The organism is Nocardia sp. PLKS1-43, assembly GCF_059510335.1.
Genome location: NZ_JCAJZQ010000013.1, coordinates 116,713 through 137,411, shown reverse-complemented (window position 1 = coordinate 137,411; position 20,699 = coordinate 116,713). Strand labels below are relative to the sequence as shown.

General features: G+C 68.1%; 16 protein-coding genes and 1 tRNA gene. 8 read left to right on the top strand and 9 right to left on the bottom strand.

The window, feature by feature from the left end:
* The first annotated feature begins 245 nt into the window (after positions 1-245).
* Positions 246-329, top strand: a tRNA-Leu gene (locus AC5WS7_RS33140).
* Between the two features lie 387 nt (positions 330-716).
* Here the strand turns inward: AC5WS7_RS33140 and AC5WS7_RS33135 are convergent.
* Complete coding sequence (locus AC5WS7_RS33135; protein WP_495958556.1) at positions 717-932, bottom strand: hypothetical protein; 216 nt, start codon at positions 930-932, stop codon at positions 717-719.
* Here AC5WS7_RS33135 and AC5WS7_RS33130 point away from each other — a divergent pair.
* Positions 931-1,953 (top strand): tyrosine-type recombinase/integrase, encoded by a 1,023-nt coding sequence (locus AC5WS7_RS33130; protein ID WP_495958555.1) that lies wholly within the window; start codon positions 931-933, stop codon positions 1,951-1,953. The two genes, AC5WS7_RS33135 and AC5WS7_RS33130, sit on opposite strands and share 2 nt — an antisense overlap.
* A gap of 11 nt (positions 1,954-1,964) precedes the next feature.
* Here the strand turns inward: AC5WS7_RS33130 and AC5WS7_RS33125 are convergent, their stop codons facing one another.
* The 6 genes from AC5WS7_RS33125 to AC5WS7_RS33100 are packed head-to-tail and all read right to left on the bottom strand — an operon-like array spanning position 1,965 to position 9,431.
* The gene (locus AC5WS7_RS33125; RefSeq protein ID WP_495958554.1) at positions 1,965-3,008 is read right to left on the bottom strand and encodes a tyrosine-type recombinase/integrase; all 1,044 of its coding nucleotides are present in this window, start codon (positions 3,006-3,008) and stop codon (positions 1,965-1,967) included.
* Positions 3,005-3,421: a hypothetical protein gene (locus AC5WS7_RS33120; RefSeq protein ID WP_495958553.1), complete on the bottom strand. Its 417-nt coding sequence runs from the start codon at positions 3,419-3,421 to the stop codon at positions 3,005-3,007. Before AC5WS7_RS33120 ends, AC5WS7_RS33125 begins: the two co-directional genes overlap by 4 nt.
* Positions 3,408-6,362 carry a TraG/VirB4 family ATPase gene (locus AC5WS7_RS33115; protein WP_495958552.1) on the bottom strand — a complete coding sequence of 985 codons (2,955 nt, stop codon included), beginning with the start codon at positions 6,360-6,362 and terminating at the stop codon, positions 3,408-3,410. The genes AC5WS7_RS33120 and AC5WS7_RS33115 overlap by 14 nt, the downstream gene beginning before the upstream one ends.
* The gene (locus AC5WS7_RS33110) at positions 6,359-8,200 is read right to left on the bottom strand and encodes a TrbL/VirB6 family protein (RefSeq protein ID WP_495958551.1); all 1,842 of its coding nucleotides are present in this window, start codon (positions 8,198-8,200) and stop codon (positions 6,359-6,361) included. The genes AC5WS7_RS33115 and AC5WS7_RS33110 overlap by 4 nt, the downstream gene beginning before the upstream one ends.
* Before the next feature lie 2 nt (positions 8,201-8,202).
* Positions 8,203-8,604, bottom strand: coding sequence for a pilin (locus AC5WS7_RS33105; protein ID WP_495958550.1), 402 nt, complete (start codon positions 8,602-8,604; stop codon positions 8,203-8,205).
* Positions 8,595-9,431, bottom strand: coding sequence for a hypothetical protein (locus AC5WS7_RS33100; RefSeq protein WP_495958549.1), 837 nt, complete (start codon positions 9,429-9,431; stop codon positions 8,595-8,597). Before AC5WS7_RS33100 ends, AC5WS7_RS33105 begins: the two co-directional genes overlap by 10 nt.
* Positions 9,432-10,088: 657 nt before the next feature.
* Here AC5WS7_RS33100 and AC5WS7_RS33095 point away from each other — a divergent pair.
* From AC5WS7_RS33095 to AC5WS7_RS33070, 6 genes are all read left to right on the top strand, one after another.
* Entirely contained in the window at positions 10,089-10,694 is a 606-nt protein-coding gene (locus tag AC5WS7_RS33095; protein ID WP_495958548.1) for a hypothetical protein, read from the top strand.
* Positions 10,695-10,776: 82 nt separating this feature from the next.
* A complete protein-coding gene (locus AC5WS7_RS33090) occupies positions 10,777-11,787 on the top strand; it encodes a TRM11 family SAM-dependent methyltransferase (protein ID WP_495958547.1) in 1,011 nt (336 codons plus the stop codon).
* Positions 11,784-14,276, top strand: a complete 2,493-nt coding sequence (locus AC5WS7_RS33085) for a type IV secretory system conjugative DNA transfer family protein (RefSeq protein WP_495958546.1) — start codon at positions 11,784-11,786, stop codon at positions 14,274-14,276. The genes AC5WS7_RS33090 and AC5WS7_RS33085 overlap by 4 nt, the downstream gene beginning before the upstream one ends.
* A 78-nt stretch (positions 14,277-14,354) precedes the next feature.
* Positions 14,355-15,353, top strand: coding sequence for a replication-relaxation family protein (locus AC5WS7_RS33080; protein ID WP_495958545.1), 999 nt, complete (start codon positions 14,355-14,357; stop codon positions 15,351-15,353).
* Positions 15,354-15,364: 11 nt separating this feature from the next.
* On the top strand, positions 15,365-16,369 hold the full coding sequence (locus AC5WS7_RS33075) for a C40 family peptidase (protein WP_495958544.1): 1,005 nt from the start codon (positions 15,365-15,367) through the stop codon (positions 16,367-16,369).
* Positions 16,370-16,544: 175 nt separating this feature from the next.
* Positions 16,545-18,059 carry a cutinase family protein gene (locus AC5WS7_RS33070; RefSeq protein WP_495958543.1) on the top strand — a complete coding sequence of 505 codons (1,515 nt, stop codon included), beginning with the start codon at positions 16,545-16,547 and terminating at the stop codon, positions 18,057-18,059.
* Between the two features lie 183 nt (positions 18,060-18,242).
* Here the strand turns inward: AC5WS7_RS33070 and AC5WS7_RS33065 are convergent, their stop codons facing one another.
* The gene (locus tag AC5WS7_RS33065; RefSeq protein ID WP_495958644.1) at positions 18,243-19,178 is read right to left on the bottom strand and encodes an HNH endonuclease; all 936 of its coding nucleotides are present in this window, start codon (positions 19,176-19,178) and stop codon (positions 18,243-18,245) included.
* A 1,088-nt stretch (positions 19,179-20,266) separates the two neighbouring features.
* Positions 20,267-20,686, bottom strand: coding sequence for a hypothetical protein (locus tag AC5WS7_RS33060; protein WP_495958542.1), 420 nt, complete (start codon positions 20,684-20,686; stop codon positions 20,267-20,269).
* Positions 20,687-20,699: the final 13 nt, after the last annotated feature.

The window sequence follows — 20,699 nt, the reverse complement described above, 5'->3', positions numbered from 1 at the left end:
CCCCACGACTACCGCCGAGTATTCAGGTACACGCGTACAAGAATGCCGCCAAACATGACCCTCCCTCACGTTTGAACCCGCTGGTGGCGGCAGTAACCCCCGTTCAGAAAAGTTGAGGACCCCTCATATTGACCGTTATACAATCGTTATAACTCCAGGTGGTGTTACCCGCGAGTACGAAACGCCGATCCAGCACTTCGCTCCAGCCGCCCCGCCCGGTAGAGTTTGGACGGTCGTACCAGCACGCGCGAGTGGCGAAAATGGCAGACGCGCTGGATTTAGGTTCCAGTGTCCTGACGGACGTAGGGGTTCAAGTCCCCTCTCGCGCACAGATTCCCGGCAGATTCGCCGGGTTTGCGTGCCGTGTGTTCGAGCGCACTCGAACACACGGAGGTGACCTGGGAAATGCGCACCCACCTGCGACAACTTCTGACAGATCCGCCAAGATCGGCGACCGACGGCCCCAGCGGACCGGACACCGGACGGGAACGGGGCCGCCCGTGATTCCCCCGCTCATTCCCCCGCAGGCACCACTGGAACAGCTGATCCGGGGTTCACTGCCCGGTCCGCCGGAACCCATCCCCGTACCCGATGACGACATCCTGTACGGCGTTTCGACGCTCGGAGAGGCCGGCAGAGTCCTCGACCGGTATGTGATGGCGGCGCTCGATTGGACACCCGGGACGCAGCTGCAGATCCAGGCCCTGGATGACGTCCTACTCGTCGGTCCGTCCCCGGATGGCCCGGTGTGTGTCACCCCCGATGGCTACTTTCGTGTCCCTTTCCGCCAGCGACGCCGAGTCGGTCTTCTCATCGGCCACCGCGTTCTGCTGACCGGACGCCGCAGTCGCGGACAGCTTCTGGTCCATCCACCGGCCGCGCTCGGCAAGCTCCTGGCCGCGCGCCTGACACTCCTGGATCGGTGAACCCATGCCCACTCCACATTCCGCCGCCACTACCAGCGACACAGTCGCCGCCGCGCGCCTGCTACTCAGCCAGATGGGCCTATCACCCGCCGATCTCGTCAGCCCAGTCTCGGCCGTACCCACCTTCGGCGAAATCGTCCCGGTGGTGCGCGCGACTCTGGAAGCCGGTACCCGACGCACGTACGGCACCCACCTCAACCATCTCGAACAGCAGTGGGGTGACCGGAGATTGGACGATGTCACCAAAGCCGAACTCGATGCAATGGCACACACCATCCGCTCGAACGCCCGCACCAACCGCGCATCCCGCGGAGGCACCAGCGCCGTCGAACACTTCATTTCCGCCGTCCGCTGCGTCTACCGGCACGCCGAAGACAGAGGCTGGATTCGCCCCAGCGACAACCCCGCCCGCAAACTCACCTTTCCCGCACGCCGCAAATCGCACCGCTACGCCATCCCCTCGGACCAACTCACCCAGATCTGCCACGTCGCCGCGACTACCGGTGACGACCCCGACCTGGACGCCCTGCTCCTGCGCCTGCACCTCGAAACAGCCTGCCGCCGAAGCGGAGCCCTCTCACTACGTCCGCACGATCTCGATACCACCCAGTGCCTGATCTACCTCCGAGAGAAAGATGGAACCGACCGCTGGCAGCCGGTCTCCCCCACCCTGATGAGCCACCTCGTCGCTCATGGCCACGAACGCCACAGCCCACAATCCGAACAACTCCTGCGCTACCGCAACGGCAAACCCATCACCAGACGGCGCTACGACCACCTCTGGCACCGCATCGGCCAAGAACTCCCCTGGGTGGCCACTCAGGGCGTCACCACGCATTGGCTCCGCCACACAACCTTGACTTGGGTCGAGCGCACCTTCAGCTACGCCGTAGCCCGCGAATACGCCGGGCACTCAGGCAAGACCGGCGGCACGACCGCCACGTACGTCAAAGCCAATATTCACGAAGTTGCCGCAGCACTGGCCATCCTGACCGGCGAGCCGCATCCTCTGGTGGCGGAGGCCTGAAGCGGCGATGATCACGCGGCCACAGATCCGATCCCCGAGTTGCGTTCAGTAACAAGAGGATGCGGCTCGCCGGTCATCGCGGTGAGTGCTTCGGCGACCTCGTGGAGCGACGCCCTGACATAGGTAAGTGTGGCACCGGCATTGCCTGCGCCGCCATCGTTATGACCAGCGAAAGCTCGGGCAACCGCGTACCCACGATTACGTTCGACCCACGTGAGAGTGGTGTGTCGAAGCCAATGGGCGGTGATCTGTTGAGTTGCCGCCCACGGCAGGTGTTTGCCGACCCTGTTCCAGATGTAGTCGTAGCGACGGCTGGTTATGGGTCGTCCGTTGCGGTATCGCAGCAGTTGCTGATCGCGTGCAGAACCGCGCTCGCAGTGACGAAGAAGCGCTTGCATCAACGAGGGTGACACCGGCTGCCAACGAACGGTGTCACCTTTTTCTCGGAGTTTTACCAGACACTGTTCGCGGTCGAGGTCGCATGGACGTAGCGAAAGCGCACCACCACGGCGGCAGGCCGTTTCGATATGCAGACGGAGAATCAGGGTATCGAGATCAGGATCGTTTCCAGTTGTAGTAACGACCCGAGTGATTTCGGCCAGACGGCTGTTAGAAAGAGCGTGACGGTTGCTGGGCAACCTGCGCGGCTTCACGATATGGTTGGCAGGATTATTGACGGCATTGAGGTAACCATCAGCTTGCGCTTGATGATACAGCGCGCGAAGCGCGCCCACCATATGCTCTGCTGCCGAACGACCGCCTCGCGAGTTCCGCCGGACGATTGCATCCCGTTTGCACTGTTCGATCATTTCGCGGATCTCGAGGGCAGAGGGTTCGGTGACAGGACGGTCACCCCAGGAATCTGTGATACGTCGCCAGTAGGGGGCGTATGTTCGTAACGTTCCTGAAGGGCAGGCGGTTTGTAGGCGTCCAATGTAGTCCGCGAATGTTGGTGTTGGACGGTTCTGATCTCCCGCGCCGCTGAGAAGATCTTCCGCTCGCAACCCAAGCCGGCTCAGCAGTAGCCGCGCTGCCTCGATCTCGCCTGTGGTCATCGCTGCCGCCAAACAACCGGGGAAATCGCCTTCAGGGCGGCGACTGCCTGGACCGGTGGAAATATCAACAGAGCGCTGAACTCACGGACAGCTACCAAGAGCAGACGATCATCACGGTCGATCCGCGCACAAGTCCTGACATCCGCAGGAATTCGTAGATAATCCCGCTGTTCCAATACGTATCGACTGCATTGACGCGCCGAGATAGAGATTGTGCCGTCGACGATGGAGAAACCGACAGCCTGCCCGCAACGCCAGCCGAGATGGCGGAGCGCAGAGCGGTCCCCGACCTTACCGCAATCATCCATCGTCGATACCGCGAAATGAACTGCCGGGGAGTCCGATTCACCACCATCTTTGAAGCGAGGTAAAGGTAGCGCAGCAGTCGACTCTTGATATTTATCGAATATCACTGTTCATCTCCTGGGTTGGAACAAATTCAGCATCGGACCACCTCTCACTCACCGATTCCATCTCCTGCTCGATATCGATATCGGTGTCGTTCTCGTCGTCGATGTCGCCGGGCTCGTGCAGAAGGTCGTATTCCGGGCTTGTCGTGATCAGGGCATGTTCGGCCGGTGAGGCCAGGGATCCGAATACGGCACGATCGGTGCCACTGATAGCCAGGAGGCCGCTTCCCCGCGCGGCCGACAGCAGGAATTGCTTCTCGCCATCGGAAAGCTTGAACGCGGCCCCGACCTCGTCGATCGCTTGGGGAGCTTGGCGCAGCAGAATTTGAGTGGCGGCATTGGACACGATCGCGCGTCCCAGTTCGGTGGACAGCACATCCGCGCTGTCCTGGGTGGCGACGGTGAGTCCGGCCCAGTGTTTACGAAAACTCTTGGCCGCCTTGAACAGGAACTCCGCCCCGGCGGGTTGGCGCATGATCAGCCACGCCTCGTCCACGGTGACCATCCGGGGCCGCCGGGTGGCCGGGTCGGACACCCGCCGCCACGTCGCATCCAGGACCAGCAGCATCCCGATCGTCTTGAGCTCTTCGGGCAAATCCCGCAGCGAGAACACCACCAGCCCGCCGCCGGGTTCGGTCGTGGTCGGACCGTCCAGCAGCCCGGCATACGCACCCCCGCCGACATACGGGTGCAGCCCGGCAGCCAGCTCGTGCGCAGCTGGGGTGTCGAGCGCGGCCAGCTGCTCGCGCAGCGTGCTCAAAGTGGGTGCGGGCCGAGTCCAGGTGGCGGGCTCGTCGGTGATGCCGGCCGCGGCGTAGGCCGCGGTGAGGGCGGTATCCAGGATTGCTCGCTGGGTTGGGGTCTGTTCACCGAGCAGGACCTGGATGAGGGTGTGCAGGAACAGCTTCCGGCGAGTAAGCGCATCCGTGGGGGCGGTGCGGCGGCCGTCGTGGCGGGTACGGATTTCCAGGTCGAACGGGTTGAGCCGTACCCCGGGCGCACCGAGGCGCAGGTGCGCGCCGCCGACCGCGTCGGCCAGGCGGCGGTACTCGTCTTCGGGGTCGATGATGATTTGTTCGATGCCGCGGTAGAGCGAGCGCAGGATCTCGGTTTTGACCAGATACGACTTGCCCGCGCCACTGCGGCCGAGCACGACCATGTTGTGGTTGTGCGCCTCGGGGGCGAAGCGGTCCACGAACACCAACCCCGATGCGGCGTCCCGACCGTAGAGCACCCCGCGCGGCTGGGTGGCAGCGATCGGATCGGATGCCGGGAGTTGTGGGGAGTCGAACGGGAACGCCGCGGCCAGCGCGGTGGTGTCGAAGGTGCGGTGGATCCCGATCAAATCCAGGCCGACCGGCAGGGTGGTGACCCAGGCTTGCGCGGCACGGAAACTCATCGGACTGGTGTCCACCAGCAGGCTGGCGGCCAGCGCGCGCACCGCGGCGACCTCGTCGGCCAGCTCGGCTTCCGACTCCGCGTGCACCGTCAGATACACCCCGACACGGAACAGGCGGGCCTCCGCGCGGGCCACCCGCGCGGACAGGTCGGCGGCGTCTTCGACCGCGACATCCACCTGGGGGTCGGCGAACCGGCCCCGGTTGGTGTCGTGCAGGCGGGAGGATTCCAGGCGGGCGAGTTGGCGGCGTAGCCGCCCGGCGGCGGTGACCGGGTCGATCGGGTCCACGTGCACGGAGATATCGAGCCGTCCGGGGTGCGACAGCAGTGGGGTGAGCCACCCGGAGGTGACTTCGCGGGGGAACCCGGTCACCGCGAGCGTGGCGACCCAATCCGACCCGACTTCCAGGTGCCGGGTCCGGATCGCCAGCGACTCCGGCCCGAAACCCGATGCCTCTCCCCCCGATTCGCCGTCCTCGACGATGTCGAGGTCGACCGCGCCCGTGTACTCGCTGTGGCCGGTGGTGATGATTTCGCCGGGGCCGGCGGTTTCGGCCGAGCCCGCGACGAGGCTGCCGGGGTTGCAGCAGCTGTCCAGCACGGCGGTGGCCTGGTCCTGGTCCAGGGCGGTCACGCTCACCCCGAGCGGGGCCAGCAGCTCGGTGGCTTCCCCGAGGCGACGCACAAGCCGGGACTCCGCAGCCCGATGCGCCGCGGCTGAGGCTCGTCCGCGTGCGCGTCGATGGCCCGGGAACAGCCACGACAGCGCCGTCGACGCAGCGGGGGCGGTCGGGGGTTGGATGCGTTCGCGCCAGACCAGCAGGACCTGGTGCTGGATCAAGTCTTCGGTGGCGGCCAGGTCGGCGAGGTGATCGGCGTGATCGCGTGCGGCGGTGGCCAGCTCCGGGGACATGTCGTCGGTGGCGGCGTCCAGGCCGACCAGGTGTGCGGTCATGTCCAGGCGTGCGGAGCGGATCAGGATCTGCACCGGCTGGCGCAGCGTGTGCAGCCAGCCACCCAACTGCGCGACCAGGCTGTCCTGCTCGGCCGGGGTACGCAGCGCGAGGTTCACGCTGCTCGCCGCGGCAATGACCGCGAGCCCGTCGGCGCCGAGGTCCACCACACCGACCCCGCCGGTGCTGCTGGTCACCGCCTGTGGCAACCGCAGGGTCTGCGCCGACAACGCGGCCGGGACCGGCGGGCGAGGTCCCGGCACGGTGCGGTCGGTGACCCAGCGCGGCACCCCCGCGACGCGGCCGGGGTTGCGCACGAAGTGGCGGGGCCGAACGCGGTGACCGATCGCGGCGAGCAGGAGCCGGTCGACGGGCAAGCCGTCGCGAGTGGTGGAGATGACGACCGTGACGATCACGCCGATCGGGGCGGCACCGGCCAGGAACACCAGCGGCGCGAGCATCGTGCGTGTGCTGATCCAGGTGAGGTACAGCAGCACGGCGGTGACGGCGAGGATAGCGAGCTGACGCGCGGTGAACGGGCCGATCAAACGATCACGCCGTTCGACATCAGCGGGAATACGCACGGCATTCATGGCTGCCTCCTTCCAGGAGTGCGGGGTGCGCGGCGGCGGACGGGCAGGTCCGGCAGCGGCAGATGCAGTTGCCGCCCCGAGGACTTCTTCGCCCCCGCCGCTGGGGGTTGTGGTGGAACGGGTGATGCCGGGGCGGGGGCGGGCCGTACCCTGTTCACCGGGATGGGCAGCGGGTACTGCCCGCTGCGCAGTGGGCGGACCCGGTCGTAGGGATCACGCGGCGTGGGTGGGTTGAAATCGAACGTGAGCTGCTTGCTGCGAGCAGCGCGTGTGGCTGCCCGTTTCGCGGGCGGGGGTGCTGGTTCGGGCGGTACCGGGGCGCGCGGTACCGGGGCGCGCGGCACCCTCGTCACCGGGATCGGGAGCGGGTACTGCCCGCCCCGGCCGGGCCGGATCCCCCGGTACGGGTCCGGTGGAGTGAAGTCGAACGCAAGCTGTTTGCCCCGGGGGGCACGAGCCGTCGTCGGCTTGGGTGCCGAGGCGGGTTGCGCGGCAGCAGGATTGGGTTTGCGTTTGACCCGGTGCACGCCTTCCAGCGGAAGCATCAGCTGCCCGTCCCGGGTGGCGCGCACCCTCGCGTACGGGTCGGCGGGCTTGGGTGCGCGACGCGCCGGGGCGGGTTTCGTGCGGGTGGCGGTGCGTGCGGGTGTGGTGGCTCCTTTGAGCAGGCCGAGGGTTTTGTAGGTGAGGTAGCTGCGCACGATCGAGCCCGCGAAGGTGCGACCGTGCCCGATCTTCATCGCCGACAGCAGCCAGAACGGGGTTTTGACCAGCACCCCCATCAACGCCAGGGCCACCATGACATCGACCAGCCCGTCAGCGTTCGGGCCGAAGAATCCCCACCCGCCCGGAGCCAGGAACACCCGCAGGCAGGTGACCAGCACCAGGGACTGCACCACCTGGACCGCAAGGCACGCGGCGAACGAACGCCACCACCACGCCGCGATCGCCTCGATCCCCGGCAGGGCGTGGCACATCAACGCCAGCGGCGCGGCGACCACCAGGATCACGGTGACCGCAACGCGCACTACGTACGAGAGGATCAGCAGCACGATCATCACCACGAGGGCGAGTTCCAGCAGGATCGCGAAGGTCCCGCCCTGGGTGCCTTGCGTGGCGAGTTGCGCCAATGCGGCACCGGCCGAATCGGCGTCCACACCGTTACTCGACAGTGCTCGGGCCAGCGCGTTGGCGACCCGGATCGCGCCGGTCGCCAGGAGCATGCTGAAGGCTCCGGCGAGGAATCCGAGCACGACCCGGGGAGCCAGCTCCCGCAGCGCCCACCGGGTCTGCACGGTCTGGTGCGCCATCACCAGGACCCCGGCGGCCATCACGACCAGCCCGTACAAGGCCAGCACCAGCTGCCATGAGGACGTCCACAATTCGCGCACGTGTGGCAGGCCGGTCAGGTCTGGTGTGGTGAGCAGGGTGTGGGAGATCAGCTTGAGCATCGGGTTCAGGGCCAAGGTGACCAGATGCTGGAAGAACCCGTCGATCGCCTCTCCGACACATCCGGAGATGTTGCTGACCCCGCAATCCGCCTGCCCGCCGGAGGTGCTGTCCGGAGTCTGGATGCCCGGGTCGGTCGGAGGCTGCGGGTCCGGTGAGGTGGGGGACACAGGTGTCGGCGTCGGGGGTTCGACGTGCCAGTGCGGCGCGGGCGTCGAGGGGGCCGAGGGCGTGGTCGGCGGCGGCGTGGTCGGTGGTTGCGCCACCGCAGTCGTGGTGCCGACGGCGGCGATCAGCGTCGCTGCGAGCACGATCACCGCCACCGCGGCCCGCACCCGTTGCGACCGGCGGGCAGCTCGCGTGGTTCGGGGACGTGTCGGGGTTGCCATGGTCAGGCTCCCACGATGGATTTGAGGACCGAGACCACGACCGGGGCCAGCATCGCCAGCACATAACCCAGACAGGCTGCGCGCAGGGCGGCTTTGGCTTTCTCGATCTCGGCCGGATCACCCGAGGCGATCACGTACCGCACACCCGCGACGGTCAGGCAGACCGTCGCCACCCCGGCCAGGATGCCGATCAGCCAGGTGCGGGCGTTGTCGATCACCTGATCCAGCGAGGTCACGATCGCCAGCACCGACACCGTGTGCGCCGCCGCCGGACCCGCCGACGCAAGCATCAGCGTCAGCGTCGCGAGTGTCGCCAGGATCAAGAACGTCCGACGCCGGATTCTGCCGAGCCGTTCCCGGCCAGCGAGGGTAGTGAGGGTTTCGGGGAGTCGGGTTATGCGCATCGCCGTGCCTCCTGGTGTTCGGCTGCCGAAGCTGTCTGGGCGGGGCGGCTGGTGCCGGATGTCGGCGGGGTCGTGGACTCCGGTAGTCGCCCGGACCAGGAGGCGTTCACTACGCCGGCCGGGCCGGGATGCGGGTCTGCGATCCGTGCGGTCAGCCAGGGGATGAGGGCGATTTCGGCGCGCTGGCGTTGTTTGCGGACTTTCCAGTGCGAGTACGTGCCGCGCAGGTTTTCGGCGACCTCGTTCATCGGGCGCTGCTCCCACCGGGTCAGCGCGATCAGCTCCGCGGCCTCGGCGGTGATCACTCCCTCGGCGACCGCGGCGGCCAGCACCAACTCCGGGTGCCCTTCCGGTGTCACCAACCCGCCGAGCTCGCCCCACTCCTGGGGGTCGTCGACCGGTATGAGCACCTTGTGTTCCTGGGCCCAGCACCATCCGGCGTGCAGGGCTGCCCACCGCAGCTGCCGCCACAGCAGCGGGCGATCCAGGTCGATCCGGTGCAGCTGGGTCAGCAGCGTGGTCAGGACCTCGGACTCGATGTCGTGCCGGTGGGTGCTGTGCGGGTCGGCGAACTTGTCCGCGATGCGGGCCAGCATCGGCGCGGCCAGGCCCGCGCACACCAGCATCGCGTCGGCCCCGTGCGAGCGGGCGCGCTCGATCAGCCACCGCCAGATCTCGTCGACGGTCTCGGTACCTGCCGAGGGATCCAGCAGCAGATCCCGCACCTGCCCCCACGTCCCGGCCGGGACCTCCAGTGGTGCTGGCACCGGTCGCGGATCGGTGGGCACGGGGTCCTCGGCGACCCGGTCGAATGCCGACCACACCACCGTCAAAGGCGACCCCGAAACAATGGGCCGTCGCTGTGCAGAATTCCGGTATTCCGAACTCGTCACCATTTACTCCCTGCTCGATCGACAACGGAAAAAGATTCGACCGGGCAAGTACAGCGTCGACGCACACCCAAACCACACCCGCAGCACACCGAAACAACACCCGCGCCACACCGAAACAACACCGAAAACACACCCAACCCGGCAGAGCAACTATTTGGCGACCACGCCACCGGGGCGGTTCATCTTCCCGATGAGACAGTACCTAGCAGTGGTTACGTGTGAATGGGTGTGAGTTGGGTGTTGTCCGGGTGTGGTTTGGGTGTGACCTGAAACGCCACCGGCAACCATCCCAAAAAGAATTTCAGAAAAATTTTCCCGACGCATTGCGCCAGGCGTTCCTGATGCTCGAACGATTCATCAGAAGAGGCCGGAGTAACCGAGGCTCGGAGGACGATGTCAACCCTCGCGATATTTGCTGGGAAATTTCTGGATCGGCGTTGTCCAAGAATGGCTGTTTTTTCGACCTTTATCTCATAGACAACCGTTCTCTCCCATCCCGTCTGGAGCACCCTTGCTATGACTGCGTACTCGTCGTCTCCTTCCCCCCGCCCTCACCGCGGCCACGCCACCCGCACCACCGGGGTGGTGGCCGTGCCCTCGACCGTATGGGCCACCGGAGTGACCCCGATCGATCCCGCCGATCGCTGGCCCGCCCCGATCCTCGCGCGTGCGGTGCGGGAGTTCTCCGCGCCCGCCGACCGGGTTCTGCTGATCGGGTGGCCCGCCACCGCCCGGCGGGGCCCGTTGCAGGCGATCCCGGCGGGCACCGGCCCCGCCCTGGCCGCCGTCGAGGAGCTGGGTCGCCGCCCCCGCATCGAATCGGGCACCGACCCCCAGCACGGCGCGCACACCACCGCCGAACTCGTCCTGGTGAGTCTCTTGGCTGACGACCCGGACCGTCCTTCGCTGCCGGGCCGGGTCATCGATCTGGCCACGCAGCGCCTCGCCGAGGGCGGGCTGCTGCTCGTGCTCGCTCGCTGCGGCCACAGCCGATCCGGTGTCCTGGACGATCCCGCCGGGGCGGTCGTGGCCGCCGCGCAAGCCGCCGATCTGCTCTACCTCCAGCACATCATCGCCACACCCATCACCGGCACCACCATCGCCCACCCCGAGACCCCCGCACCCGAGCACGGCACGCACGCGCTGGCGCACACGGATGTGTTCGTGTTCCTCAACCCGGCCGCCCCGCAGTGCTGATGAGCATTCCGCGACCGGCACGCGCCGTCGGGCCGATCCCTGTTTCCCGTTCGCCCCTCTCCCTGTGCAAAGGACACCTTTGATGAGCGACCACGACCACGACTCCAGTCACAGCAACGACAGCACTGCCACCGGTACCAGGCCCGCTCCGGTGTCGGTGTGGGCGACCGCCCAAGCCGCCCCCGCCACCCAGCGCGTGCGCGGCCGGTATCACCCGGACAGCGTGAAGCACCCGGCCAAGATGCTGCCCGCGATCGTCCAGCACGCGGTGCAGGCATACACCCGCCCCGGGGACCTCGTGCTGGATCCGATGTGCGGGATCGGCACCACCCTCGTCGAATCGGTGCATCTGGGCCGCCGCGCGGTCGGCGTCGAATACGAGGCCCGCTGGGCCGAGCTGGCCCGCACCAACCTCGCGCTGGCTCGCGAGGCCGGGATCACCGCCGAGGCCGCCGTCTACACCGGCGACGCCCGCAAACTCCCCACCCTGCTCCCCGAACATCTACGCGGCCGGGTGGATCTGGTGATCACCTCCCCGCCCTACGGCGACTCCACCCACGGCCACGTCCGCGTCCGCGCCGGACAAGGCGTCCACAAGACCGACCACCGCTACGGCTCGGTCCTGGACCGCGGCAACCTCGCCAACGTGGGCCTGGGCCGGTTGCTGTCCGGATTCACTCGCATCCTGTCCGGCGCGGCCGAATTCCTCGCCCCGGGTGGGCATGTGGTGATCACCGCGCGCCCGTGGCGGCAGCACGCCGAATTGATCAACCTGCCCGCGCATTTGATCACCTGCGGCACCCTGGCCGGACTCACTCCCGTCGAACGCTGCGTCGCCCTGCTCGGACGGCTCACCGACGGGGACCTCGTCGCCAGAAGCTCGTTCTTCCAGCGCGACTTCATCATCAAACAACGCCGCGCCGGGCTGCCGATGCATTTGATCGCGCACGAGGATGTCATCGTCCTGGAGAAACGCGATGACGCCGGAAAAGCGTTGAACCTCAATACTTTTCAGTGCAAACCCGAGCCTACATCAGACCCGTTCGCGGAACCAGACGCAGGAGCATTCACCGAGCACGGGCGGGCGGCATGACCACGCAGACCTCACCCCACGGGTGGCTGGCCCGGTTCCTTCTCACCCCCGGCGCGGCCCTGCACGCCCTTGCCGGGGGCGTCGGGCACGTGCTGATCTCGCCGCTGGCGATCCCTTCGGCGCTGGCGGTGATCGGGGGGCTCGCGGTGGTGCGGGTCCTGGCGGGAGTGCGGCGGGGCCGGCTGAGGGCGCGGGCTCGCGCGATCACGATCATGCCCCCGCCCGAGGTCGATCCGAAAGCCGCGACCGCGTTGTGGGCGCACCTGATCGGGCAACTGCGGCCCGCGTGGCGGCGCGCCCTGTTCGGGCAGCCGCACCTGGGGTTCGAGTACACCATCACCCCTGAAGACGGGGCCGCGATCCGGATGTGGGTGCCCGGCAGTATCCCGCCCGGTCTGGTGGAGCGGGCGATCGCCTCGGCCTGGCCCGGCGCACACACCGACACCGACGACACCCCCGCCCCACCGTTGCCCGCCCCGGCCACCGGAACGCGGCGCGTGCTGACCGGTGGGGAGTTGCGGCTGGGCCGCCGCGAAGCGCTCCCCATCCGCACCGAGCACAGCGGAGACCTGGTGCGCGATTTGATCACCGCCGCTGATGATCTCGGGCCGGGGCAGGGCGCGTGTGTGCAGATCCTGGCTCGCCCGGTCACCGGCCGCCGCGTCGCGCGTGCCACCCGCACCGACAGCGCCCGAGGCGGCCTGGTTGTGGCGCTGGCCCGGGAGGTTCTGGATCTGCTCGCCCCCGGCCCTGTTGCTCGCTCGCCCCGCGCGAGCGCTACCCCGTCGGACCGGCAGACCGCGATGGAGTACAACTCGGCCGCGCGGGCCGCCGCGGTGAAAGCGCGTGGCCCGCACTGGGAAACCCTCATCCGGTACGCGGTCTCGATCCCGGTGCCCGATGCGGTCGGCCCGGGGGGTGCGCGCGGGGCACGGGCAGTGGCGCGGGGCCGCGCGGATGCCCTGGCGACGGTGTTCGGGGCCTGCGCGGATCACAACTTCTACCGGCGGCGACACCAGTGGCGGCTCGCCCGAGCCCTCGGTACGCGCCGACTGGGGCGCGGGGATGTGCTCTCGGTGCCCGAACTGGCCACCCTCGCGCACCTCCCGACCGAGGACGGGCTCCCCGGCTTGCAGCGCGCTGGGGCTCGTGCGCTGGCTCCGGCGCCGGAGATACCTACACCCGGCCCACACACCAAGCCGCTCGGTGTGGCCGATACCGCGAGTCGCCGCCCGGTCGCGGTCCGGGTTGCCGATGCCCGTCACCACCTGCACATCCTCGGCCCGACCGGGGTCGGGAAATCCACCCTCCTGGCGAACAGCATCCTGGCCGACGCCGAGGCCGAACGCGGGATGATCGTCATCGACCCGAAAGGCGACCTGGTCACCGATGTGCTGTCCCGGCTGCCGCGCCGCTTCGCCGACCGCGTGGTGCTGTTCGACGCCGACTCCACTGCCTTGCCGCCGTGCGTCAATCCCCTGGACATCGGTCGGATCGGCCGGGCCGGACTGGACCTGGCCGTGGACAACCTCGTCACCGTGTTCCACCGGGTGTTCGCCCAATGGTGGGGGCCACGCACCGACGACGTCATGCGCGCGAGCCTGCTGACCCTGTGCGCCTACACCGGCACCCCCACCCTCGCAGACCTGCCTCGGCTGCTCACCGAACCTAGCTTCCGGGCCCGGGTCACCAGCACCACCCCCGACCCCGTCCTGCGCGGGTTCTGGGAGGGGTACGAGCAACTCTCCGACGCCGCACGCGCCCAGGTCATCGGGCCCTTGTTGAACAAGCTGCGCGCGTTCCTGCTGCGCCCGTTCGTGCGCGCCGCGATCGCGGCCGGACCCTCCACCCTCGAGTTCGCCGACGTCCTCGATCACGGCGGGATCTGCCTGGCCCGGCTCCCGAAAGGCTCGCTCGGGGAAGAGACCAGCCGCCTGGTCGGCTCCCTGCTCGTCGCCCGCACTTGGCAAGCGGCGACCGCGCGGGCCCGCCAGCCCGCCGCCGAGCGTGCGGACGCCAGTTTGGTGCTGGACGAGGCACACAACTTCCTCAACCTGAGTACGCCGGTGGAGGACATGCTCGCCGAAGCCCGCGGCCTGCACCTGTCCTTGTTGTTGGCGCATCAGAACCTCGGCCAGCTACCCAGAGACCTGCGGGACGGCATCTCCGCGAACGCCCGCAACAAAATCATCTTCGCGTGCTCTCCGGACGACGCGCGCGAGCTGGCTCGCCACACCAGCCCGTGGTTGTCCGAGCACGACCTGACCCACCTCGACGCGTTCCACGCCGCCGCGCGGCTGCTCGTGCACGGCCAACAAGCGCGCCCGTTCACCCTCACCACCCAACCCCTACCGCCACCGATACCCGGCCGCGCCCGGGAAATCGCCGACACCGCCAACGCCGCCCGCACCCCCGCTGACACCCCCTCACCGTCTGCCGACGGCGAGGACGACACCACCCCCAGCACCGGCGACCCCCGCACGACGTGAAGCCACCCCCGCTCGCGGACACCCGTCCGCGAGCAGGCCCGGCCCGTTGCCCCGTGTGCACGAAAGGTCCTGACTCCCATGATGATTGCCCGCCCCGCCCGGCAAACCGATTCCCGCGCACCGCGCCCCGCCCCGGGCACCCCGACCACGCGGCTGGTGGCACGGCTGACCGACCGCGACCGCTGGATCCTGCGCATGCTGCACGAACACCGTGTCCTGACCACCACCCAACTCGCCGCGCTCGCCTTCTCCATCCCCGACATCGCCCGCCACCGCCTGGCGTTGCTGCACCGCTACCGCGTCGTGGACCGATTCCGGCCCATCCGCACCCGAGGCAGCGCACCCGCACACTGGGTCCTCGCGCCCGCCGGCATCGCGGTGCTCGCCGCCGAAACCGGCGTCCACGTCCGCGAGCTGGGCTACCAGCACCACCGTCCCCTCGACATCGCCCACAGCCTGCACCTCGCCCACACCATCGGCATCAACGACTGGTTCACCACCCTCACCACCACCGCCGAGACATACGACGCGACGGTGAGCCAGTGGTGGTCCGAAACACGATGCCGCCGCCTCTGGGGAGACCTCGCCCGCCCCGACAGCTTCGCCCGCTACACCCACACCGACACCCGGCTGGACTTCTTCCTCGAATACGACCTGGGCACCACCAGCCTGACCCGCGTCGCGGGCAAGCTCCTGGGCTACGCGGAACTGGCGCGCTCCACCGGCGTCATCACCCCGATCCTGCTCTGGGTACCCACCACATCCCGAGAGACCGCCGCCCGCCGCGCCCTACGCGACGCCGCTGGATCACTGCCCGACCCCGGCGCGGTCCCCGTCGCCACCGCCGCCGCCGACCTCCTGACCACCACCCCGCCCGCCCGGCCGAGCCCAGCCGACCGGATCTGGCTACCCCTGGACTCGACCCCCGCCGGCCGTCTCCCACTGCACGACCTCGCCACCATCTGGCCGCGCCGCACCCCACCACCCGACACCACCGACACCGGGCACACTCCCGCCGCTGTTCTGAGCGGGCAGGTCATGCTCCCCGCGCCCCCACCGATCTTCCCGCACCGGTAGGCGATCGCGCGATGCTCATCAAAGCCCTCGGCGCAGGCTCGACGATCGTGGTGTTCCTCTGCGTGGTCATCGCCGCTGTGGTCACCACCGCCCTGGTCCTCAACCAACCTGTGCCCGGCACCAGCAGCTCACCGGGGGAGGGCAGCACACCGAGCCCGCAAGCCCGCGCCGACATCCCCCCGAACCTGCTGGTGCTGTATCAACGCGCGGCCGGGGACTGCCCCGGCCTGGACTGGTCGGTGCTGGCCGGGATCGGGAAGATCGAAACCGACCACGGCCGCTCCACCCTGCCCGGCGTCCAGACCGGTGAGAACTTCGCGGGCGCTGCTGGTCTCATGCAATTCCTGCAACCGACCTTCGCAGCCGTCACCACCCGGCACCGGCTCCCGGCCGGCGGGGCGAGCCCGCCCTCGCGGTACGACCCCAGCGACGCGATCCACGCCGCCGCCTACTACCTGTGCGACTCCGGCGCACCCCAAGACCTGCACAAGGCGATCTTCACCTACAACAACTCCGAAGACTACGTCGCCCAGGTCCTGGCCCAGGCCGCCCGCTACCGCAGCACACCGGCCCCCGGCAACGGCGACTGCCGCACCGTCCAGACAGTGAATCCTGCTGCGGCGAAGGCGATCTCGTTCGCCTGCTCCCAGCTCGGGCAACCGTACGTGTGGGGCGGCAACGGACCCACCGTCAACGGCGGCTGGGACTGCTCCGGCCTGACCAAAGCCGCCTACGCCACCGCCGGAATCACCCTGCCCCGCACCACCTACGACCAAATCCACACCGGCGCCCGTATCCCCGAGAACCAACTCCAGCCCGGCGACCTGGTCTTCTACGGCACCACCACGAACGTGCATCACGTTGGTCTCTACCTGGGCGCGGGACAAATGGTCCACGCACCCGACGAGCATCAACCCGTCCAAGTGAGTGGGTACCGGTCTCTGCCGGATTATTTCGGGGCGACTCGCCCTTCTGTGCGGGTGGCTCCCACTGTGCGGGGTGGTGCCGATGAGTGACCGGAGCACCACTTCGCACACCCCGGCCTTCCCGCGGTATCGCGGCCACGCCACGGAATTCCGAACGGCGACAGGCACAGCGCCGCCCTCGCTCACCATCTTCTCCTGCCCGCAGCCCTCACCCCGGGCGCGAGCGCACCTGCTCCGAACTCCCGACACCTTTGGAGGCCCCACCGTGACGCACACTCCTTCTCCCGCACACCGCGCCGCCCGCGCCCACCGGGCCATCCGTGCCATGATCGGCATCGTCGTGGCCGTGGTGGCCGCTGTGGCCGTGCTGGGCACCGGCACCGGCACGGCCGCTGCCGACCCCGCATCGAACGGGACGAATTGTCCCCGGTGGACCGCAGTGCTGGTGCCGGGCACCTGGGAGACCCAGCCCACGACGCCGGGGCAGTCCACGGGGATGCTCGGCCCGATCGGCCTGGGTCTGCGTCAGCGGTACGGGGCGAACATCTCCGTACGGACCCTCACCTACCTCGCCTCGGCGACCCCGTACAACACCTCGGAAGCTGAAGGCATGCAGGCACTCTCGACGACCCTTGCCGGGTTGTGCACGTCGACGCGGGTCGTGCTGGCCGGATACTCCCAGGGCGCGGACGTCGCCGGGGACGTGGCTACGAAGATCGGGCACAATCAGGGCCCGCTGCCTGCCTCGCGGGTGGTGGCGGTCGCGTTGCTCTCCGACCCGCACCGCAACCCGAGCACCCCGCAACTCGGGCAGCCCTCGCCGGGCGAGGGCATCGCCGGCCCCCGCGGCGAGGACTTCGGCGCCCTCGCCGGCCGCGTCCGAACGGTCTGCGCCAGCGGTGACATCTACTGCGCCACCTCCCCACAAGCCTCCCCCGCCCTCGCCGCGGTCGGCCACGCCTTCACCGGCAACACCGCCCCACCCACCAGCAACACCACCACCGCCGCGCCGAGCTCGGCGCTCACCCTCAGCCCGACAACGGATCCGGCGGCCAGCTCGCAGGCGAGCCCGGACTCGACTCCGGTCCCACCGGGGTCGCTCGGCGGGCTCGACCCGTCCGAGGTTGTGGAGCAGGTGGTCACTGTCCTGGGTGGGCTGGCGGGGTTCGCCGCTGATGTGCCCGCGATCGTGAACGACCTCGCCCAGCTGCCGGGGTTGATCGCAAGCGGGAATCTGCCCGGCCTGCACCAAGTCTCAGGGGACTTGAACAATCAGTTCGCGCCGCTGGTGCAGATGGCCGCCCAGATCGACCTGCACCTGGTCTCCCAAGCCCTCGCCCTCGCCGCGCCCCTGGACACCTCCGGGTGGATCGGGATCGCCTCGCAGATCGTGGGTATCGTGGCGAATCTCGATATCGGGCGTATCGCGACCGATATCGGCCAAGCTCAGGAAATCGCCTGGGGCGCAGTCCAGGAACTCGCCACCGGCGACCCCGTCGGTGCCGCGCTCGGGTTGTCCGGCGTCATCCCTGTCGCCGGGGACCTCGCGGCCACCGCGGCTTCGGCGTTGACCGGAGACGCCGGTGCTCACCTGGCCGGGCTCGCCCACACCTTCACCGCCACCACCACACCCGGCACCAGCACCGCGCTCGGGGATCTGGCCCGCCAGAGTAGCGACGCGGCCCGGTTCGCTACCTCGGGCGTGCACCAGAACGGCTACACCACCACCGCCCAGCAAATCCTGAACTGGCTCGACAGCAGAATCGACCAGACGCACTGAGCAGCCGCTGCGTGGAGGTTCTCACGAGAGATTTCGGATTCTCGCGGATTCTTCGTCTGATCTTCGGATCCGAAAGAGTGATGAGAATCTGTAGCGACGTCGCCATCGGCCGGGTACGGCTGGGTGCGGGACGGAGGTGTCGCCCGAGAACCAACGCCGCAGAGCGTGGTCATCAGTCGATGATCAGCCGGTGATGACCTTGTTCGACTTGGTGCGGTTGCACCGCCAGCACAAGGTCTGAAGGTTCTCAGGCACGGTCAGCCCGCCCCTGGACACCGGCATGATGTGGTCAACCTCGAGCAGCAGGTGAGGCTCAGCCGCGAGCGAGACCGAGCAGTACCGGCAGGTGTGGTTGTCACGCGCTTTGATCATCGTCCGCAGGTGTGAGGTCATCAGCGCCCGCTGCCCCGCCACGCTTTTGCGGAACTTGATCTTCTGCGACATCGTCTCGATCATCGCGTCGATCGTCTCGCGATTGAGCGTGAGAGTCGTACGCTGCGAGCTGTTCCCACCAGCACTGACGTACTCGAACATGTACACCGGGTACGGCACCGTGATCGGCGACAACTCGACCCCGACGTGCTTCATGAACTCGCCGACGTAGCGCTTCCTGATGAACGTCGGCGGGTCGACCGACGCAGTGATGCTGACCTCGCGCTGCGCGAGGTTGGCGATCGCGTCCTCGAGGCGAACGATGCCATCACCCAGCTTCTCCACCTCGGCCAAGTCGGTCTCGGTGGCCTTGATGTTGAAGTACTTCATGACGTACTTGATCGGGTCGGCGCTCGCGTTACGGACAACCTGCAACGAGCAGTTGTGCACGAACGGCGTCTGATACGTGGCGACATTGCGGTCGCGCCGGTACTTGTGACGGCTGGTGTTCTGGAAAGTCGCCAGGTGTGCCTGCGCGCCACTGACCGACCCACCGACCGCGAACGTGCCTCGCCCGCTTATCTCACCGACGTACTGGGCAAGCTCGTTGTGCTCAGCGACGAACGAAGCGATCGCGGCCCTGTGGGCCAGAAACTCCTCGCTCGCGAAGTACCGCCTCATGCGGATGTGCCGGATCAGCAGCACCAGGCCCCACGTACCGAACACGACAGCAGCGACCAGTGCGATCGCTATCCAGTTCGAGACCGCCCACTCGACGACCAGCACGATCACCGCAACGACAAACAGTCCCACGATTCCCACGACTATCGGCACCAGATCACCCCTCCCCAGTACGCGCTCGCTGTCAGCGTAGTAGTGACGGTAGCAAAAGCGTCCGACACAGAAGCAGGGAAGCAAAGACGTTCTGCGTTGCGCGACAGCGTACTTCGCCCGCCAACTGCCCCAAAGAAAAGATGTTCCCGCTGGCCCGAGACCTGCCCCTGAAACGCCTTCCCGAGCTCCGGTGCCCACCCTGATGTGCTCGGGGTATACGTCATCGACAACGACCACAAAACCGACCACCTACGCGGTCGGCACCTGCCCGGCCGAGTCGGAATTCCGGCCCACAGGTGGCGGTCGCGCAGTGCCAGGCCCGAGGATGTCGATTGTCGGGGCGTGGTGGTCAGTGCATGTGCCGGTGCCACCCTGTGCCATCACCCCCGGGCCTATTCGATGATGTGTCCAGCTCGGCACCGGACTACTACTTCGGGGAGTCGGGCCGGTGCGGTCTCTCAACGTGCGCGGGGGCGGAGGTGTCAGTGGTGATTTCGCTGCACTCGTCGCAGAGACCGATGATCGGCTGCGCGGTGATGCGGCCGGAAGTGGTGACCCGCTTGCCTTTACGGCATTTCTCGCACCATCCGTGCAGTTTCATGGATCTTTCCCTCCTGGGGTGTTGGTTCGACTGTTGCATGCTGATTCACCCGACCCACCCCCCGGAGGACCGGGGGCGATGCGCACTGATGACCACCGGGGCGTATCCGGAACCGGTTGGCACTGTGCGGAATTCCCCCACAGCAGGTCAGCGGGGTCGCGACGGTGGCACCGCGCGGGCGCAGTCGGGCCGGTGTGGTTCGGGACCGCGCCCAGACGGTGCGTGCGACGGGCGGCGGCACCGCACGGGCCGGGGGATGCGCGGTGCGCGGGAGGCGGGCCGGGTACTCGAAAAACACGGGGCGGACGGATAGCGGTAAATCCCGTCCGGAACATGCGGCCGATGGGGCCGAGAAGAATTTTCTTCTCGGCCCCACCGGTGATGCGCATGGTGGCGTTGGTCAGCTGGCGGCGTGGCGTACGCGGGCGCGCGGGCCCGGAGTGTGGTGGACGCTGTTGAGCCGCCATGTCGGCAGGTCCGCGACCACGGCGGACACGTGCTGGGCGAGGGGGTGGTGGGTGACGACCGCGCGGGCGGCGCGGTCGAAGTCCAGATAGGTGGTGCCTGCCAGCTGGCCGCTGGTGATTTCCACCCGGCCGGTGCCGGGGTGGAAGCGGGCCTCGGTGCGCAGTTTGCGGTACACGGTGAACACCGGCAGCCATTGCGGCGGCGCGCTGTGGGCGCTCAGGTGCCGCGCGGCCGCATCGGCCAGGACCACCCACAACTCGAAACTGTCCGGCGCGTGCGCGGAGGCATCGAACACCTCATGCAACGCGACAGCGACGGCAGCCAGGCTGGCAGTGGGAGTGATGTCATTCATGACGATCAGGGCC

Coding starts and splice junctions, on each gene's coding strand:
- AC5WS7_RS33130 (WP_495958555.1), top strand. CDS start 931: ATGCCCACTCCACATTCCGCCGCCACTACCAGCGACACAGTCGCCGCC.
- AC5WS7_RS33135 (WP_495958556.1), bottom strand. CDS start 932: ATGGGTTCACCGATCCAGGAGTGTCAGGCGCGCGGCCAGGAGCTTGCC.
- AC5WS7_RS33125 (WP_495958554.1), bottom strand. CDS start 3,008: ATGACCACAGGCGAGATCGAGGCAGCGCGGCTACTGCTGAGCCGGCTT.
- AC5WS7_RS33115 (WP_495958552.1), bottom strand. CDS start 6,362: ATGAATGCCGTGCGTATTCCCGCTGATGTCGAACGGCGTGATCGTTTG.
- AC5WS7_RS33110 (WP_495958551.1), bottom strand. CDS start 8,200: ATGGCAACCCCGACACGTCCCCGAACCACGCGAGCTGCCCGCCGGTCG.
- AC5WS7_RS33105 (WP_495958550.1), bottom strand. CDS start 8,604: ATGCGCATAACCCGACTCCCCGAAACCCTCACTACCCTCGCTGGCCGG.
- AC5WS7_RS33090 (WP_495958547.1), top strand. CDS start 10,777: ATGAGCGACCACGACCACGACTCCAGTCACAGCAACGACAGCACTGCC.
- AC5WS7_RS33085 (WP_495958546.1), top strand. CDS start 11,784: ATGACCACGCAGACCTCACCCCACGGGTGGCTGGCCCGGTTCCTTCTC.
- AC5WS7_RS33080 (WP_495958545.1), top strand. CDS start 14,355: ATGATGATTGCCCGCCCCGCCCGGCAAACCGATTCCCGCGCACCGCGC.
- AC5WS7_RS33075 (WP_495958544.1), top strand. CDS start 15,365: ATGCTCATCAAAGCCCTCGGCGCAGGCTCGACGATCGTGGTGTTCCTC.
- AC5WS7_RS33060 (WP_495958542.1), bottom strand. CDS start 20,686: ATGAATGACATCACTCCCACTGCCAGCCTGGCTGCCGTCGCTGTCGCG.